This window comes from Facklamia sp. P12945 (genome assembly GCF_050409485.1).
Classification (GTDB): Bacteria; Bacillota; Bacilli; order Lactobacillales; family Aerococcaceae; genus Facklamia.
This window is the reverse complement of record NZ_JBNUPJ010000017.1, coordinates 32,839-50,498: the sequence shown is the minus strand read 5'-3', so window position 1 is coordinate 50,498 and position 17,660 is coordinate 32,839. Positions and strand designations below refer to the sequence as shown.

Sequence of the window (17,660 nt, the reverse complement as noted above, 5' to 3'; positions counted from 1 at the left end):
GCTTCACCTTTTGCCACAATCAAAACATTGCCTGGATGAATTAAGTCACTTCTTAAATTATTCCAAGACTTCAATTGCGCAACCGTAATCCCATGCATATTAGCTATTTTGCTTAGCCAATCGCCTCGTTTTACCGTATAAGTTTTGCTTACTGTCGGTGTGCTTGGTTTTTCTGGTGTTGGTTCAGCCGGCTTTTCTGGTGTTGGTGCTGGACTTGACGCTTCACCTTTTGCCACAATCAAAACATTGCCTGGATGAATTAAGTCACTTCTTAGATTATTCCAAGACTTCAATTGCGCAACCGTAATCCCATGCATGTCAGCTATTCTAGCTAACCAATCGCCTGAACGTACGGTGTAAGTTTTTGCATGAGATACAAATACTGCTGGTTGATTAGTAGAAACATTTTGATTAATTGTCGGACTTGTTTCTGTTTTTGTTGTAGGTGTTTCTGTTGTCTCCTCTTTAATATCTGCCTGATTTTCTACAACTGAATGAGCATTCTTCACCCATACCTTCAGTACATCTCCTGGATGGATTAGGTTGCTAGTTAAACCATTTAATTCCTTCAACTCATCCATAGTCATTCCATGATTAATCGCGATACGATAAACTCCGTCGCCGGCCTGTACCGTATAACTACCGATTGCATAATTACTTTCTTGGGCATAAACACTTGGTAAGTTATCTATTTGAGTAACTGCTACTGTAGCTAATACTGACATTGAAATAGACAATAGGCTTGTCTTGATTGCTTTGTGTCTCATTATGGATCCTCCTTTATTAATTCGGTTGACTTTACTTACAAAGTATATCATATCATTGTGTAAAAATAATGAATAATACGCATTCGTAATATTTGTAATAAAAAAGCCAGTAAAACTGGCTATAAAAATCTATTTATTCAAAAAGCTTTTGCTCTTTAATTGCATCCTCAAGCGATATGTTTTTTAATTGTTCTAATAAATCACTAAGCGTCTCCTGCGACTCACTGATCTTAGTCAAATCACTTTTTTTAATTTGGTCAGCAAATTCTAATTGATCTACGAATTCCTGATACATATCTTGAATTTTATCACGATTGGCCTCATAAGTTTGCTGGTCTTCAGGCAATGAAGCAAGATTATCAAAATGTTTTTGATACAAACTTTCCATTTGTTTATCCAAGTCTAATGTTTGCTGGTAATAGGCATAATTTTTCCAATGAGTTAATAATTCCTCTTGACTATATTCTTTAGCTTTTACTTTCTCAGGCTCTGTTAAAGAATAATCCGAAACAAACTTGGCAACTTCTTCTGTTAATTGCAATTGTCCCAACTCAAAATCTTGTTCGATTTTAGCTAATCGCTCTTGGTAGTTTCTCAAATAAACTAGGTAGGTTTGATCCACTATACTGTTTAGCTGATTTAAAGCAACCGACATATAACCGGTAAAATTCTCAACTTCCGGGTCTTCTTTCAGCAGGTCCTGATAGACTTCCGTTAAACGGAACTTTCTGTATTTTTCTTTAAAGGCTTCAATTTCATCACTTACTTCCATCTTAGCTTCAAGATAAGCCTGTGGTAAAAATTCAATAATTGCTTGGTCATCTTTTTTTGATACATACTCGCTAGTTACTTCCACTGTTGTTTGGTCATCCTCAGCATCAATAGGATTGACTAGTGGCAATAGCACAACGGTTGCAATTAAACTTAATATCATTTTTTTCATTTTTTCATTCCTTCTCTCCATTATGAAGTTTCTTATTTAACAGTAAATCAATGTGTTCAATATTATCCTCTAGATAAGCTGAACTAGTTGGTTGAAAGCCTAAGCCCTTGTAAAAATCGATCAAATAAGTTTGACCGGATAGCTTGATCGAAGGATAATTTTTTTGATTAAATAGAAATTCAATAGCTTTAGTCATTATTTGATAAGATAAGCCTTGATTCCGTTGATCTTCTTTCACCAAAACACGACCAATTGATGCTTCTTCAAAACTCACCCCAGGAGCTAATAATCGACAATAGGCAAATATTTCCCCATTTTCTTCAAGGAATAAATGATCAGCCTCTATATCTAAATAATCAATGTCTAAATAGGGACACTTTTGCTCAACCACAAATACTTGGCACCGTAATTGCAATATTTGATAAAGTTCGTAAGTGCTCAAGTCATTAAATTGTTTTATTTTCCATGTCATTTAAGCCCTCCTATTTTAATGGATGCGCTCTTATTAATTACTTATTGATTTTAACAATAAAATAAGAACTAAGCAATAAAGAATGCTAAGTCCTTATTTTCTCTACCTCTATTAATAGGTCTCAAAATATCGATCCAGTTCCCATTGGGAAACATTTTTTAAATAATCCTCATATTCCAATGTTTTTTCTCGAATAAAGTTACTGGCGATATGTTCACCTAAACTTTCCATTATTTCTGGACTGGTCTTCAGTGCATTCACAGCCTCTTTTAAACTAGCTGGGAGCTGATAGATCCCTTTAAGCATACGTTTTTCTTGATCCATTTCATAAATATTTTCACGTACTTCTGCTGGAGGAGTAATTTTCTCCTCAATCCCTTTTAGTCCAGCTGTTAATAGTGAAGCTAAGGCTAAATAAGGATTAGCTGAAGGATCTACACTTCTAACTTCGATACGAGTAGAATTACCACGCGCAGCTGGAATGCGAATTAATGGTGAACGGTTTTGACCAGACCAGGCAATATAAACAGGCGCTTCATAGCCACTGACTAAGCGCTTGTATGAATTAACAGTTGGATTCACAATAGCTGTGTAAGCTGATGCATACTTCATTAAACCACCAATGAAATAATAAGCTGTTTGCGAAAGCCCCTCTTTACCTTCCGGGTCATAAAAAGCATTACCATCTTCTGTAAACAAAGACAGATTAAAGTGCATACCTGAACCTGCCAAACCATAAACCGGTTTTGGCATAAAGGATGCGTGCATATTATGACGATGGGCTACTGAGCGAACAATTAATTTGAAAATTTGAATGTTATCACAAGCTGTTAAAGCATCTGAATATTTCCAATCAATTTCGTGTTGGCCAGGTCCGCATTCATGGTGACTGGCTTCAATCTCAAACCCTAAGTCTTCTAACTCTAAAACAATATCACGACGAGTATTTTCTGCTGAATCAATCGGAGCTAAGTCAAAATAGCCTCCCTTATCATTTAATTCCATGGTGGGATTCCCATTCTCATCATTTTTAAAAAGATAAAATTCTGGTTCTGGCCCCAAGTTGAATGAAGTAAAACCTAGTTTTTGCATTTTAGTAAGCACTCTTTTCAGGTTAGTTCTCGGATCACCTGAGAAGGGCTGACGATGGGCTGTTTCCACATCACAAATTAAAGAAGCAACATTACCGCTTCCTTCTTTCCAATTATAAACTAACCAAGAATCATAATCCGGTACCAAATACATATCACTTTCTTCTATCCGAACAAAACCATCAATGGAGGAACCATCAAAAGTCATATTATTATCAAGAGCTTTTTCGATTTGTGAGACTGGAATTTCTACGTTTTTAATTTTCCCCATAATATCGGTAAACATTAAACGAATGAATTGAACCTTTTGTTCCTTAATATCCTGTAAGATCGCTGCGCGTGTCCATTTGTTTTGTGACATAATTGCCTCCTAAGCTAAGAATAAGCTCATTATAGTCCTCTATTTGGGACTTGTTTCACTTTAATCTAAAGTTTCTTAAGTTGAATTTCCGAACGTTCAGAAATATAAATCCACTTATTTTTCTCCTTTCTATAAGGGGGACTTAAAATAAATGGAGTTATTACTCAAAACTTCTAAAGTATTTGGACTCGGGATAAGAAAAGACATCTTGGAGCTGTCAGAAGTTTGACACTTAGAAATCGCTTATTTTTAATGATCTTTTTAACTTCATACTTAGAGTTACTTTTATCAGCATTATGCTTAATAGGATTGAAACACAGCTCAAGATAATGATTCAATTAGCCTGTTTTTTCGCCTATAAATCATCGATCAGCTGCATAATTGATGCCATTAGATTCTCATTATCTATAAATGGAATAGCAAAATAGTTCCTAAATTACAGGATGATTTTATTTCTTTTTCTCCAGCTTAAAATTTTCAATTAAAAATACGGAGGAAAAATAGAGAATCGGTAGTATAAAATAACTAATTATTTTAAAAGTATTGTCTGAAATATATGATAAAAAAAGAAAACTAATTAGAAGAACAACTTGAAGAAGACCTAACCAGGGTTTACCTGAAATCTCTATATAATCACCCGATTTGACCTCTAGGGGATTGCTTCTCATCCCTAATTGCTTAACAACTATAGTTGAACCTTCTACTACCTCAAGAGTGATTGTCTCATTCGTATGTATTTTCCCAATTGACTTGCCATCCTGATAGACAGTTAGGGGCATTAATCCCCCCATAAAATAAGCATTTCTTGTAATCTTTACCTGCATATTATTCCTCCTCTATTTCGTTTAATTATATCACAAGCTAAAGTAAGTCTTAAAAAGGCGAAAGTATCTTTCATCAAAGATTCATCACAGCATCTCATCAAAGAATGAGAGCATCATCAAAGGAATCATCTTCTCAACTACAGCTCACCCTTCTTCCTTGCGATGAGCCACCATGTCCTTCCTTTTACGGTAGAGTCCGTCTGTCTTCAAAGTTATTAATACATTTGGTGGTAGGATAGGGCCTGTTCAATCGCTTTTAAAGCATGACGATTCATTTCAACAAAACGAGTAGCTTCTTGATAATGATAGGAAGTCCCTTCGTCTCGCAAGGCTTTAAAAGGAGTTAAAAAAGTATTTTCTGCTATCTCTTCTAAAGTCTCACAGCAGCCCGCACTTATAACTTCTTCCACCCCATAAGCAATTAAAAGTTCTAAAATAGCCGTTGCTGCTGCCGCAGCAACAAAGGCTTGGACCAGACATACTGGGATCATTCCAAAAGAGGGGACAGACCTCTGGTTTTTGCTTGGGGCTTGCTTCACAATGACTAATCTTTCCTCTTACATTATTTATAAAGTGGCAGAACACCTTTTTTACTATACGCTTGATTCATTGGGTCTGCAATAGTTTTGTGGAGTTGGTCTAAGGGTTGGATTTTACTTCCTCCTTACTTAGGGTAAACTATAGCAAATATTAGGAAATATAATAAATATAACATCTTAAGAGATATAAAAAAAAGGAGAGTCATAAAAACTCTCCTTTAATAGGATTTACTTTAATTTTCTGAGCTTGTCTCTAATAATTGAGTCGTTAATACTTCTTCTGTAAATGATTCTTCCTTACTTGTTGAAGTTACTCCTTCAATTTCAGTAGTAATTGGTTGAACTTCAAAAATTTGTTCAACAACTGATTCTTCAGTTACTTCAACTTCTCCTGACCATTCTACAGGGCTAACTTGTTCGATAGTTGTTTCTGGTTCAACCGTTTCTTGAACCGTTGTTTCGACGGTTGTTTCTTCAACCGGGATAACTTTTTCTTCCATTTCACTTGATTCTACGGTTGTAGCAGCTGCCTCCACCGTTTCTTTAGCTGTTTCAATAGCTTGACGGGCCTCAACCATACGAACAGAGTTGTCTTCGTTTGAAGGAATGTATACGAAGTCTGTGACGTTTTCGTCAACTGGCATATACATTAAGATTTCATTTGTTACAACATCACGATATGCAATCATTTCGATTCCGTTTAAGATTTCGATGGACTCGTCGTAGCCATTAGCAAACATATATTTGATTCCGCCAACCATTACACCAAGTGCCATATCTTGATCTGTGTATTCGTTTACGCCAGCACGGTAGTAGTCACTGAAAGCGACGTCAGTTACTATTGTTACGTATCCTTCAGATATCATGTTACGGTAGTGACCTGGCGAGTTTTTCCATACTTCAAACATGCTTACCGCTAGGTTGTATTCAAGGTTTTCAGTGTTGGAACCTTGCGGGATATATGAGTTAACTAAGTTTTCACCCATGAATGGTAAGAGTGTTTCAGAGTCATCTAATAGTCTCACATAATCAACACTTGCTAACTGCTGTTCGTCGCTAGCATCTTCAACATCGGCGATTGCGTGTTTGATCTGGTTACCATTCTTATCGAAGAAGTTCATATTACCGTTTTCTTGTAAGCCTTCTACACGAGGTACCATGAACTCTTTATGAAGAATTGGTGAGAATCCTACGCGGTTTAATCCAAGCATTTTACGTTCTTGGTTAACTAACTTCAAGAATTCGTTGTTGAATTTGGCATAATTGTAGTATAAACGTGCTTGTTCAGACGTCTTGATTGAAACAACCTCATCATTACCGTCTTCGGGTTCCGTCGTTGTGGTTGTATCGTCTGGGACTTCGATGATTTCACCGGTAGTGGTTGTATCTTCGGGTTCATCAACGACAGTTGTCGTCGTGTCTTCTGGTTCATCTACAACGGTAGTCGTTGTATCTTCAGGGTTTTCTACGACTACTGTAGTGGTGGTATCCTCAGTTGTATCTGCGACGGTGGTCGTTGTATCCTCAGGTTGGTCAACAACAGTTGTTGTGGTATCTTCAGGCTGATCTACTACTGTAGTAGTCGTGTCTTCTGGTTGATCTACGACGGTTGTCGTTGTATCTTCTGGTTCTTCTACAACGGTAGTGGTTGTATCCTCTGGTGCGTTTACAACTGTTGTCGTCGTGTCTTCTGGTTTGTCTACAACAGTTGTTGTAGTGGTAGTATCTTCAGGTTCATAAATAACGGTAGTAGTCGTATCTTCGGGTTCCTCAACAACCGTGGTCGTAGTGCCTTCAGGGGTTTCTACTACTACTGTAGTATTGGTATCTTCGGGTTCCTCTTCTGCTGCCTCTTCAGTTATCGGTGTTTTTTCTGGTAATATCGTGATTATTGGCTCGTCAACTGTAACGACCGGACTAATATTCACTTGATTTATTGCATTATATTCATCTATTTCGTTTAACTTTTCTAATGACTCAAAAATAATGATATCACCCGTCATTAACTCAGCCTCTTCTTCCAAGTAACCATTTAGTTCGCGTAAGTCATTGTAATCGACTTTCATGGCTTGAGAAAGATTAAATAAAGTATCTCCATATTGAATGACGTATGCTGACAACTCTAATTCAGCTTGTTTTTCTAATTCTAATTTTATTTCTTCTACAGTGTTTATTTTGTTTACTTCAATTTTTTTTGCATTTTCTATTGTTTGCATTATATAATTCATCAAATTTTCGTCTGCAAGCATTTCTTCTTTTTCATCAAATTTAGAAATATTGCTTTTGTCATTTTCTACTAACAATTGAATGAATGATTTGTCTTCCTCTTGTGCATTAGTTGATGGAGTTACGCTAGCGAAAGAAACCAAACTACAGGCGGTTATGACAACTGTCTTAGCAGCTATAGCTATCCACTGGCCTTTTACTTTTTTTAAATTTTTCATCTTCGATCTCCTTTGTGATGTTTATAACTGATATAATTCAACTTTAAATCATATAAATTTTATATGATATGTATTCTAAAGACTTTAATTCTTAAATCTGCGTCATGTCAACTAATTTATTCAACAATTAAAATCAATTAATTATTTAGGTTGATAAATTCCTTGTTTTTTCTCATGTTTAAGCAAAGTGAGAGCATTATCCAGCTCAATTCTTGTCAAATCATTGTCACTGAAGTGACTGGGTGCAATTGTTCCTTGATACCAATCTTGTTGGTTAAAGTAGCTTTGCAATTCTTGAGACTCAAATCTACGTCCTTTTCGAGCATAGATTTCATTTCGAGCATAACATAATGCTTTAGCATCTAGATGTTTCACTTCATCATCTGTCAACAATCGTTGATTGCTATCTGGAATAATATATTCTTTAGACAAAGCTGAATCATCTTTGGTCGAATTTCCTCCAACAAAAAGTTTGGCAAATTCAGCTGCATCTGTTGCAGGAGGTAAATCAGAAGGTGAAGATTCTACATTTTTATTGTCTTCAACATATGGATGTGTTATTTCAACTGATTTTTCAGCCATAAAGTCTGTAAGATTCATAGAGTCCTGTGACATATAGCCTACATAAGATTCATCCTTCTCTCCTTCAAAATAATTATCAATAAAGTTACTTATTAATTCTAACTTAACTCTATCTTCTCCAGTTTCTCTTAGATACATAATAGCTCCTGTTAAAGGACCAGATTTATCACTATCAACTAAATCCCCAATTGTTATTTGGTGAGATAAAGCTCTTTTAATTTCTGTCAAATTTTCTAAATAACTCATGTATTGAATTTCAACTGGCTCAACTTCTTTTTTAGTAAAGTGATAGTATTCATATGTTGGGGGTTCATTAAAAGCTCCATGTGAGACTCTTACAATTTTTTCATTTGGCAACATACTAATTCCAGTATAATCTAAACCTTCGATATAAAAATTAACCATTTCATTCTCTTGAGCAAATGTCCTTAAAGTTCCAAAAAGGCTGAATAAAGATAATATAATTAAAAGTGTTTTTTTCATTTTATAATCTCCTTATAGGTTTTCTGAGGCTTTCTCTAAGTCAAATTGAATTATTTGATTTTCAGCAAATTTTAATACTATTTTTGAACTCTCTTCAATCGATTCTGTTAGTTTAAAAGGAACAGTAACAATAACTGAACTGCCATTTTCTGGCGTTTCATCCATCGCTTTTATTACTGGATGTTTTCCCTTCAACTGATCAGGTATTTGATTATACTGAATTGGTAGAAGTTTAAGATTTATATCCTCAATTGCAATCTCTTCATCGCTAACTTGAGCAATCTCAAATGTTCTATACACATTTTCAGATAACTTTTGGCCTGGAAAATCACAGTCAATTAATTTTATATCCAAAAATAAAAAGTCGTTATTATATCTCATATTGGCAATCTTTACTGAAGAGAAATATGAATTGTGTCCAGCCGCATATTCCCATCCATCTTCGATATTCTGAGGTAATTCATTGACTATTCTTATATTCTTTTCATGAAAAGTTTCTTTTGTATCTTCTGAGGAGTCAGATCTCATATTTTGGAGTTCGAATAACTCCTTTACTTGCTTTTCTAAAGAAGTTACTCGATCTTCTAAGTCAACTTCCTCAGCGTGTACTATCATTCCGGGCATTCCTAATAACATTGCACAAATTAAAAACTTCTTCATTATAATCCCCCTAAATTTCTATCGATACTATAATTGATTACCACTTTGCATAAAATTTTTCACTGTCTCTCCAATAAAATAATAATATTTTCTTATTTAATTAATAGATTACCAAAGATCACTTAAAAGGGAGCTAATTCTACTTCAACGACAACTTTAAATACCTAAACAGCATCTCCAAATCTTTTCAATTAAGTTGAGCTATTCTTAATTTATTTAGTAAGGAAATTATATGTTAAAATAGGTTAAGGATTCTTAAATATAAATTCAATATGAGGGAGTATTTATGGACTTACTTAATCAGATTAGTCTTTATGAGTTGTGTTATTCAGCAATCTTTATTTTTTCAATTATTATTCATTATAAAAAAGTAAATTGGTATGAATGGCTAGCTGTTTATTTTTTCATGGCTACTCTAGCAATTAATCCACTTTATATAACTAGATGGCAAATAGCCATCACCTATTTTGTCGTCATTATTTTAAGCCACACCTACTTTTCTCAATCATTCGACAAAACGATATTATTTTCTTCCCTCAGCTATATCAATTTAGCTTTAATTGATCAGTATTATCGTATACTCACGAGTTTTATAGATATTGAGTCGCTCAGTTTTTATTTTGTATTCTCTTGTACTAGTATCCTACTTATATGGCTATTGACGCGAATAGAGGCCTATTTATTTATGCGATTAATCGAAAGGTTCCCCCAATTGGTACACAAAGGGTTAGTCTTTTTATCGATTCTTTCACTCGGTATTTTATTGCCCGCACTTATTCAAGCAGTGCAAGAATTTACAGGTGACTCTAAGGGCATCACTCAATTCGTTTTAGCCATCAATTTAACCATTTTTCTTCTCTTCATTTCTGGAGCCATCTTTCTTTATTTTGCCTTGGAAAAAATGAAAGAAGCCCAAAGACAAATTGCCCAACAAAAAATTAACCAAGAATACAGCAGCATGATCACCCAGCAATATACCGAAATGCGAAAGTTTCGACACGATTATAAAAATGTTCTACTGAGTATCGAAGGACTTATTCGAGAAAAAGCGTGGGATGCTTTAAGTTCATACTTTTTCCAAGAACTCGCCCCAGATTCTGAAACAAATCAAATCGAGTCTAATGCCCTGAACCCTTTAGTTTACTTAAATAATCCTGAATTACGTATGATTTTCTACTCAAAATTATCCTACGCTATAGCTAACGGGCTGAAAGTTCACCTAGAGATTAGTGAAAACTTGCCCCGTTTAGAAGAAGATTTGATGGCTATAAGTCGAATGTTGGGGATTATCTTGGACAATGCAATTGAAGCGTCTCTACAACAAGACCAAGCTCAAATTGATGTTCTAATTACTCAATTAGATCAAGAATACTTGATTATGGTAGCTAATCCGACCCAAGCTTCTGCTCAAGAACTCATAAAAATGCGACAAATGGGTTTTTCAACCAAGGGTGAAAACAGAGGGTTTGGCTTAAGTAACCTTCAAGAACTCGCTAAAGATGCTGATATCAGTCTTTTTACATCGATTGAAAATAATCAATTTGTTCAAGAACTCTACATTCCACTTGCTAGAAAGGTTGATAATCCATGAGAAATATTGTGATTTGTGAAGATATACCTGAGCAATTAGATAATATTCGCTCTAGTATAGAAAAATACTTAATGATTGAAGAACTTGACTTAAATATTGTCTTAGCAACTTCAGACCCTTATCTCGTATTAAATTACATAAAAAAACAAGATAAAGGAGAGACTCTCTACTTTTTAGATATTGATTTAGGGGTTGATATTAACGGTATTGACCTCGCTCAAACTATTAGAAAAGAAGATGATCTAAGTAAAATTGTCATTATTACTACATTAAGCGAGATGATGCCTTTAGTCTTTCGCTATAAGCTTGAAGTGCTTGATTTTATTATCAAAGATAATTTTGAATCTATTGAATCTCAAGTAAGAAAATGTATTGATACAGTCCTTAGCCGTGAAAAATTAAACAGCCAAACCAAAGAAAAGTTTACAGCTACTATGGGACGTCGAACCATTGTGGTTGACTATCAAGATATTTATTACTTCCAATCAATTGAAAACCATAAAATTGTTTTAGTCGGAAATAACGTTTATTATGAATTTTATGATTCCCTAGCTGACATAATCGATCGTACATCTTTTACACAAGTCCACCGCTCCTATGTTGCTAACATTGAAAATGCAACCCTCTTTGATAAAAGTCAAAGAGAACTTTATTTTCCTGAAGATTTGCATATACCTGTTGGACGCGTTTATAAAGAAAATGTTGATAATCAACTCAAATAAAAAAAGTGACCAAAAGGCCACTTTTTTATTTGAAATGCCAAGGAATTTTGAGGAATTGAAAGCTAGCTATAAAATACAAACTTATTAGAATTAAAATCAAAACGATCCATTTAATATCTGATCGATGAATGACTGGATCGATATATTCCTGATTGATTCCTATTCGTTTATTATCCTCTTTAAACACTATCCCGATAAGCCCCTTCTTTTCTAGTCCGAAAATGATGGTCTGATCTTGATAACTAAAAGGAATATTAAACCACTTGCTTTGATCAGTATCGAAGTAAACAATTTGATAAGGAGGCTTATCAGAACTCAAATAGAGTGTTGATTGTCCAATTTCTTCTAAAGGATTCTTCTGCCAATCTTCAGCTTCAATTTGATAATATTTTATCTGACTATCTTCTAGATTATATAAATTATCAATCATTTCTGCTGAACGTTCCTCTACTTCAAAATTTAAAATCCCATTCAAATCTGTCTCTATAATTAATTGTTGATTAGATACTTCGATATAGTATTGATGGTTGCTAACATTCGAAACGGCGTGAACACTCTCAGCCTTCTCTAGAAAAAAAGCTATAAATAAAAATATTATTAAAAGTAATTTAGCTTTACTCATTATCCTCATCCTGGTTTAAATCCTTAAACTCAACTGCAAAACTACCTTCTTCTTTTATTTCAAAAGTTAGTATTCTTACCGAATTTCCAGTCACGTAGCCAGTCAAGGCTAATTGTTGTTCTTCAGATAAAGTGTTCAATGGTCTTTCTTCAACTTTGAAATCTAAAGTCTCTTTAACTTCTTGCTTATCTTCATCAAAGCGATAGAGCTTATCTACTTCTTGTCCGTCAAAAAGGATGACTTCAACTTGAGCAAGCTCTTTTAACTCTTTCTCTGCTTCATCTTCAAAAATGAATTCTATTCGGAATAACAAATCAAATTGTTGATAAATAGTTTCTGCTAAGTTCTCTAAGACTTCAAATAAATCTGTAATCCGACCTTCTTTAACTTCTTTCTTAGCTTGTCCTTGTAACACAAGCCAAATTCGTTGAAGGACATTTTGTAAAGTGTCAGTTGAATTTACAGTTGAATAATCTTCAGCATAAACAGTTGGAACAATATCCTGCCATTGTGGGCTTATACCCTCTGAAACACCTTGGTTGATATCAGAGTTTGAACTAGGTGCTTTTGGGGTTAAAGGTAATTTAACTTTGTTTCCTGCTTGAGAGGGTTTTTGAATAGGAGTGAAATGATCGTCTGAGTTTAGTTGACCCAATCCATCTGCCGGCTCATCAATTGTAGGGACTTCTATATTCACTCTAAACTGATGATAGATATCAGTCAGATTATGTGAGCTAGTTAAGTAATTATCACCTAAAATACCAGAGTTCCCGGATGCAATATATTCTGGAATTAAATATAAACCATCTTGATCATCAAAAAAGAGAATACTGTTGGTTTTCAACTTATAAAAACCATTACGATCAGGATTAATATCATAATCATAGGAACGGACTTGCATAGATACATATGCTGCGAACTTCTCCGCTTCTTCAATAGAAGTAAAGTGAATACTGTCAGGTGTCCACCTTGTATCTAGACGGTTCTCACCATAACGCACCACGTAAGTTTCATCCACTTTGAATATATCATAAAATTTCTCTGGATTATTTTTAATATGTTTTTCAGCTGAGGTTTTAGCTTGGTCAAAAGAAGTGAAATAATTTTCATTTTCTTTTACATCTCTCAATTTATTATGGTACGAAACCGTATAAACATTACCTAATTTGAAAATATCGTAACGGTATGTTTGTCTCCTATCACTTACTATGTATTTGAGTACATCCTTTTTAATTTCATCCAAAGAGTTGAAGCCATAAGCATTCACTTTATCCGGTCGTTCAATTATAGTTGGGATATTTATATCTTGAACACCCCAAACATCAATCTCATAGCCTTCTATTTCATCTTTATTCATTGAATCTTCAGGATGAACTTCGTGAATAGAATAGCTATAACCTCTTGGTAATCTCTTAATCGCTTCTTTAATCTCTTCTTCTGAATAATATATTTTTTCTTCAATCCATTTTGGATAGGTAAAATAATAGTGATAGCCTGAACCATTTATATAACCATTCTTCACAGCTAAGTTGTCAGGAATGTTAGCAGGTGGATCTTTCATTACTTCCGTATCACTATAGTAGACATCATAATTTTTAAAAATATAGTAAGACTCAGTTAAAAATCCAAAATAGGTCATTCCTTCATAAAATGGCTCTACTGGTGAAATTATTCCCCCTAAATACTTTCTGTCATATGGTAAATCTTTAACTTCTGCATATGGAACATTTAAATAATCTGATATTTCTCTCAGATCATCTTGTATTTTTGCTTTACCATTATGTTCAAGTAATAATCCCTTTCCAAAATAACGTTCTGGTATATTTAGACTAGTTTCATTTGATTCTTTCATTGGCGTAGAATCATTAATAAGAAGCCTATATGAATATATTTTTTTTCCTAAAATTTCTGTAGCAAACTCATTTACAAAGGAAATTTTTTCAACATTTATATCCTTAAAAATTGTTTTTAAATCAAAAATTAAATTATCCATGTCTTCTTCAAACAGATATGTATGCTCAATCACAAATTTTTCCTTATTTGTTAATATTGATTTTTCTGGAAACCAAGCTGAATAGTTGCCATCACGCATCTTCACAATTGTGAAGTAATAATTTTCTTCATGTCCTTTTATCTTTTTCTTTGCGAAAGCCACCGCTTCTTCTTCCGTTTGGAAGATGTTGGCCTTGTTGGCTGAGAATTCCTTATCTAAAATAGTCAGTGCATGTGAATCTGCTTGATACGGACTTAATGATAATTGAGTGCCTTCTTGAATTAGCTTCCAATTACCTAACTTGGTATCATTATGATAAATTTCCATAATCTTTCGATCCGCAAAGTTTGTTTGATCAAACTGATCGCTTAAGCGACTAATCACTCTCTCTTCTAATTCACTTCCACTAAGATCTTCACTTACTTCTGAGCGAATCGCATTTAAATGACTTAGAAGTTCTTCTTCGGTATAATCGCTCACCAGAACAAAGGGGTCTGTTTGATTGTCTGAAACCTGCTTATCTTGATTAATTTTTTCCTGACGGCGAATTTCCGCCTGGGCTTGTCTTTGACTCAAAGTGACATAGCTTCCGTTTTGGGGGTTGAATTCTTCCTGTCCGATTTGACCGCTGATATACTCACTATAGTCTGCTAGAGAAAGAGGTTTTTCAGTTTCTGTATACTGACCTTGCTTTTTTAAATTACCGAACAATTGCGAAACATGTATTTCAAAGCCATCATATAAGTTCAACTTCGTTTCACTAGTAATAGTATCGCCAAACTTACTTTTAATATAGCTTTGTTTGAATTCACCTATCAATGTTTTGGGATTCAAGAGTACTCCAACTCCCGTATGATCCCACTCTTTAATAAGCATTTGTCTTCGGTGAGCTAGATCAGGATTACTTTGATCAAGGAACCACTTATTGACAAATCTCGCAGCCATTCCTTCTAAGCCTAACTTTTCAATCTCTTCAGAACGAACTTCTGTATATAAATGGTTAGCAGGTACAAAATCACTATTATACCCAGCCTGATTGGCAGTCTCAGTATCTAGGGCATGCGTATCACCATGCTCTGCAATAAAATCTTGACCGATCGGCTTTTCTTTAACAAGCTTCTTAGCCGCTTCTTTTAATCTTGAATCTTCCTGAAGAGGATTTAAACCGTTCTTTACACGCAGCTCATTGACTTTGGCAAATACCGCTTGACTGATAGCCTCTTCGACATCCGCGATAGTAATTGATTTTTCATTCTCTTCCACTTCTTCTGTAGGAGACCCTCCTTGAGTTTCATTACTGATTCCTGCTTCTTCACTTGTCATAACCCTTGACTCAGGATTAACTTTATCAGCATCAACAGATTTTTTTTCTGCTTGGTCATCGCCTATTTCTTCCGCAGAAGATTCTAGCATCTCATTTATAGCCGTTTCACCTTCAACTTCAGAAAAATTTCCAGCATCCTCTTCTCTATTTATCACAGAGTCAGCAGATTCAATTCCCGCTTTTTCAACTTTTACATTAGCTGTCGTCTCATCTTCCTTATAATCATTCACTTCATTCACTTCTTCAGGACTGATTGTTTTAATTGGAGATTCCTCTTGAGCAGAGACTGTTATCAAGCGCTGATGTACCATACTCGTGCATAATAGTGACATTGTGAGTATACTCACTTTTTTTATATCCATAATACCCTCCCTAAGTTCTCTAATGTGTCTAATTCAAATGGCTTATAAAAGGAAACGATAAATTTCTGAAACATGTGATGATCTTAACAAAAGTATTGTATCATTATCAAATAGTTTGTGAAAGATATTGTCCCGAATAATAATTATATATTAGTCGTTTTTAGTTTTTTAAGTAATCTTGATAATCCTGCCATTCTTGATAAGAAAAAGTAAATTCATCTAACAAGCGAAAATTCTCCCGACTCAACACTCTTATAGTGCCTTCTGAACCACGGTGAAATAAGACTTCTATAATCTGATCGTTTACAGCGAAAGCGTCCATTCCAAAAGAAGGACCGCCTTGACTTACCGAGTATTTATAAACTCCTTTAGAAAGGTGATCAAAGTAAGCAACGAAAGGGTGACCAGCTCCTTTTTTAGAAAATGTATATTTATTATCTACTTTCATATTCTCATTTGGAGTAGAAAATCCACTTTGACGAACAAAAATTTCGAATTCTTCAGGGGAATAATTTTCATCTCTTTTATCTAGCAAGTCAATTAAATCATCCGTTAAATTTATCTCTACTGTCTTTTCATTTGAAATGTTTTTAAAATACTTATTATCTACCTCTTTAACAAGGTTTGATAACTCTTGATTAGCTGTTTCATGAAAATCTATTGTTGATTTTGGATCTGTATCTTCAGAAACCAGTGTTAAAATTTCTCCTTCATGTTCAACAATTAAATAAGTTATTAAGCGAGCGGTTGGATTCTCTATATTATAGGTACTATAGACACTATGTATGAGATTGTCTGCTTTCCTTTCATCTGAATCTGATAAGTCTATCTCAACTTTTTGACCACCAATTGTCATATTTTCTAATAGTTCTTGTAAATCATATCCAGCATGTTCAAATTCTTTTTCTGTTTCTGGGTAATAACAGATATAGCTTTGTCTCATTAAGATTTCCCATTCTTTAAAGCCTTCTTCAAGTGCATGATACCAACTTTTTGATCTACTATAATATTCTGCTGATACGATTAAAGAGTTTGCATGAAATAGAGCGATAGATAATAATAGAATCAATATTCTTTTAAGTTTCATCATAATCCTCCTAAATTATATTTATGCTTAAGTTATCAGTTTTTAAATAAATCTTATAATAATTATATGACAATTAAACTAAAATTTATGTTCTTTACTTCAACTGCAAGAAAAAATACCTAAACGACCATTTTTTATGCCTTATAATTTTATGTATTGTTTGGTAGCTTATAAAACATTCTCAAAAAAATTCTCCTTGCATAAATACAAGGAGAAATAATTTATTCACTTAAAGTACCTTATCCAAGAACTCTTTGGTTCTGGCTTCGGCAGGATGTTTAAAAATTAGATTGGTATCGGCATCTTCAATTACATAGCCTTCTTCCACGAAGATCACTCGGTCTGACACTTCGCGGGCAAAGCCTATCTCGTGGGTTACCACCATGGTCATTCCATCATTTGCTAAATTTGGCATAACTTCCAAAATATCGCCCACCATCTTCGAATCTTCTTTCACTGTAAACATCGAGCCTACTTCAAAATAAAGGTCTGAGAAATCAAAGGTCTCTTTTCTTTCATAGTTATACCCATAGCAGCAATCATCCCATCTGCTTGATTACTTTCTAAGGCTTGCAGGCCAGAAGAAGGCATAATTTTATAATCAATCTTGAAGCCGGCTTCATCAGCTATAGCTTCGAGAATTTCAATGTCAATTCCTTTAAGATTACCTTCATCATCGGTAAATTCAAAAGGTGCATAATCAGAAGCAGTTATAATAGAATAGGTTTCTTGGTTGGATGGCTATTTATTTTGAGCATTAACCGTAAATCCACTTATTATTACACTCATTAAT

16 protein-coding genes are annotated in these 17,660 nt (G+C 34.3%); 2 read left to right on the top strand and 14 right to left on the bottom strand.

Features of this window, described 5'->3' with window-relative positions; all coding sequences use genetic code 11:
• From ACQV2X_RS06750 to ACQV2X_RS06710, 9 genes are all read right to left on the bottom strand, one after another.
• The coding region (locus tag ACQV2X_RS06750; RefSeq protein ID WP_428894373.1) for a LysM peptidoglycan-binding domain-containing protein at nt 1–767 on the bottom strand (767 nt) is incomplete at its 3' end.
• Nucleotides 768–900: 133 nt separating this feature from the next.
• Nucleotides 901–1,710, bottom strand: a complete 810-nt coding sequence (locus ACQV2X_RS06745; protein ID WP_428874118.1) for a hypothetical protein — start codon at nt 1,708–1,710, stop codon at nt 901–903.
• Nucleotides 1,711–1,714: 4 nt separating this feature from the next.
• Nucleotides 1,715–2,182, bottom strand: coding sequence for a GNAT family N-acetyltransferase (locus ACQV2X_RS06740; RefSeq protein ID WP_428892816.1), 468 nt, complete (start codon nt 2,180–2,182; stop codon nt 1,715–1,717).
• Nucleotides 2,183–2,293: 111 nt separating this feature from the next.
• Complete coding sequence (gene glnA, locus ACQV2X_RS06735; protein WP_428874116.1) at nt 2,294–3,634, bottom strand: type I glutamate--ammonia ligase; 1,341 nt, start codon at nt 3,632–3,634, stop codon at nt 2,294–2,296.
• Nucleotides 3,635–4,083: 449 nt separating this feature from the next.
• Nucleotides 4,084–4,458, bottom strand: a complete 375-nt coding sequence (locus ACQV2X_RS06730; RefSeq protein ID WP_428874115.1) for a hypothetical protein — start codon at nt 4,456–4,458, stop codon at nt 4,084–4,086.
• 215 nt (nt 4,459–4,673) lie between these two features.
• On the bottom strand, nt 4,674–4,997 hold the full coding sequence (locus ACQV2X_RS06725) for a hypothetical protein (protein WP_428894372.1): 324 nt from the start codon (nt 4,995–4,997) through the stop codon (nt 4,674–4,676).
• Nucleotides 4,998–5,230: 233 nt separating this feature from the next.
• The gene (locus ACQV2X_RS06720; protein ID WP_428894371.1) at nt 5,231–7,441 is read right to left on the bottom strand and encodes a LysM peptidoglycan-binding domain-containing protein; all 2,211 of its coding nucleotides are present in this window, start codon (nt 7,439–7,441) and stop codon (nt 5,231–5,233) included.
• A 141-nt stretch (nt 7,442–7,582) separates the two neighbouring features.
• A complete protein-coding gene (locus ACQV2X_RS06715; protein WP_428894370.1) occupies nt 7,583–8,506 on the bottom strand; it encodes a YARHG domain-containing protein in 924 nt (307 codons plus the stop codon).
• A gap of 12 nt (nt 8,507–8,518) precedes the next feature.
• Entirely contained in the window at nt 8,519–9,166 is a 648-nt protein-coding gene (locus ACQV2X_RS06710; RefSeq protein ID WP_428894369.1) for a hypothetical protein, read from the bottom strand.
• A gap of 286 nt (nt 9,167–9,452) precedes the next feature.
• Between ACQV2X_RS06710 and ACQV2X_RS06705 the strand changes: the two genes are divergently transcribed.
• Nucleotides 9,453–10,757, top strand: a complete 1,305-nt coding sequence (locus tag ACQV2X_RS06705; protein ID WP_428894368.1) for a sensor histidine kinase — start codon at nt 9,453–9,455, stop codon at nt 10,755–10,757.
• Nucleotides 10,754–11,479 carry a LytR/AlgR family response regulator transcription factor gene (locus tag ACQV2X_RS06700; protein ID WP_428894367.1) on the top strand — a complete coding sequence of 242 codons (726 nt, stop codon included), beginning with the start codon at nt 10,754–10,756 and terminating at the stop codon, nt 11,477–11,479. The genes ACQV2X_RS06705 and ACQV2X_RS06700 overlap by 4 nt, the downstream gene beginning before the upstream one ends.
• A gap of 25 nt (nt 11,480–11,504) precedes the next feature.
• Here ACQV2X_RS06700 and ACQV2X_RS06695 read toward each other — a convergent pair whose 3' ends face one another.
• The 5 genes from ACQV2X_RS06695 to ACQV2X_RS06675 form a co-directional block, all read right to left on the bottom strand.
• Nucleotides 11,505–12,101, bottom strand: a complete 597-nt coding sequence (locus tag ACQV2X_RS06695; protein ID WP_428894366.1) for a hypothetical protein — start codon at nt 12,099–12,101, stop codon at nt 11,505–11,507.
• The gene (locus tag ACQV2X_RS06690) at nt 12,094–15,780 is read right to left on the bottom strand and encodes a CAP domain-containing protein (protein ID WP_428894365.1); all 3,687 of its coding nucleotides are present in this window, start codon (nt 15,778–15,780) and stop codon (nt 12,094–12,096) included. The genes ACQV2X_RS06695 and ACQV2X_RS06690 overlap by 8 nt, the downstream gene beginning before the upstream one ends.
• Nucleotides 15,781–15,940: 160 nt before the next feature.
• Entirely contained in the window at nt 15,941–16,867 is a 927-nt protein-coding gene (locus ACQV2X_RS06685) for a DUF4767 domain-containing protein (protein ID WP_428894364.1), read from the bottom strand.
• A gap of 229 nt (nt 16,868–17,096) precedes the next feature.
• Nucleotides 17,097–17,333, bottom strand: a complete 237-nt coding sequence (locus ACQV2X_RS06680; protein WP_428894363.1) for a hypothetical protein — start codon at nt 17,331–17,333, stop codon at nt 17,097–17,099.
• Nucleotides 17,334–17,338: 5 nt separating this feature from the next.
• Nucleotides 17,339–17,581, bottom strand: coding sequence for a transporter substrate-binding domain-containing protein (locus tag ACQV2X_RS06675; protein WP_428874120.1), 243 nt, complete (start codon nt 17,579–17,581; stop codon nt 17,339–17,341).
• Nucleotides 17,582–17,660 lie beyond the last annotated feature (79 nt).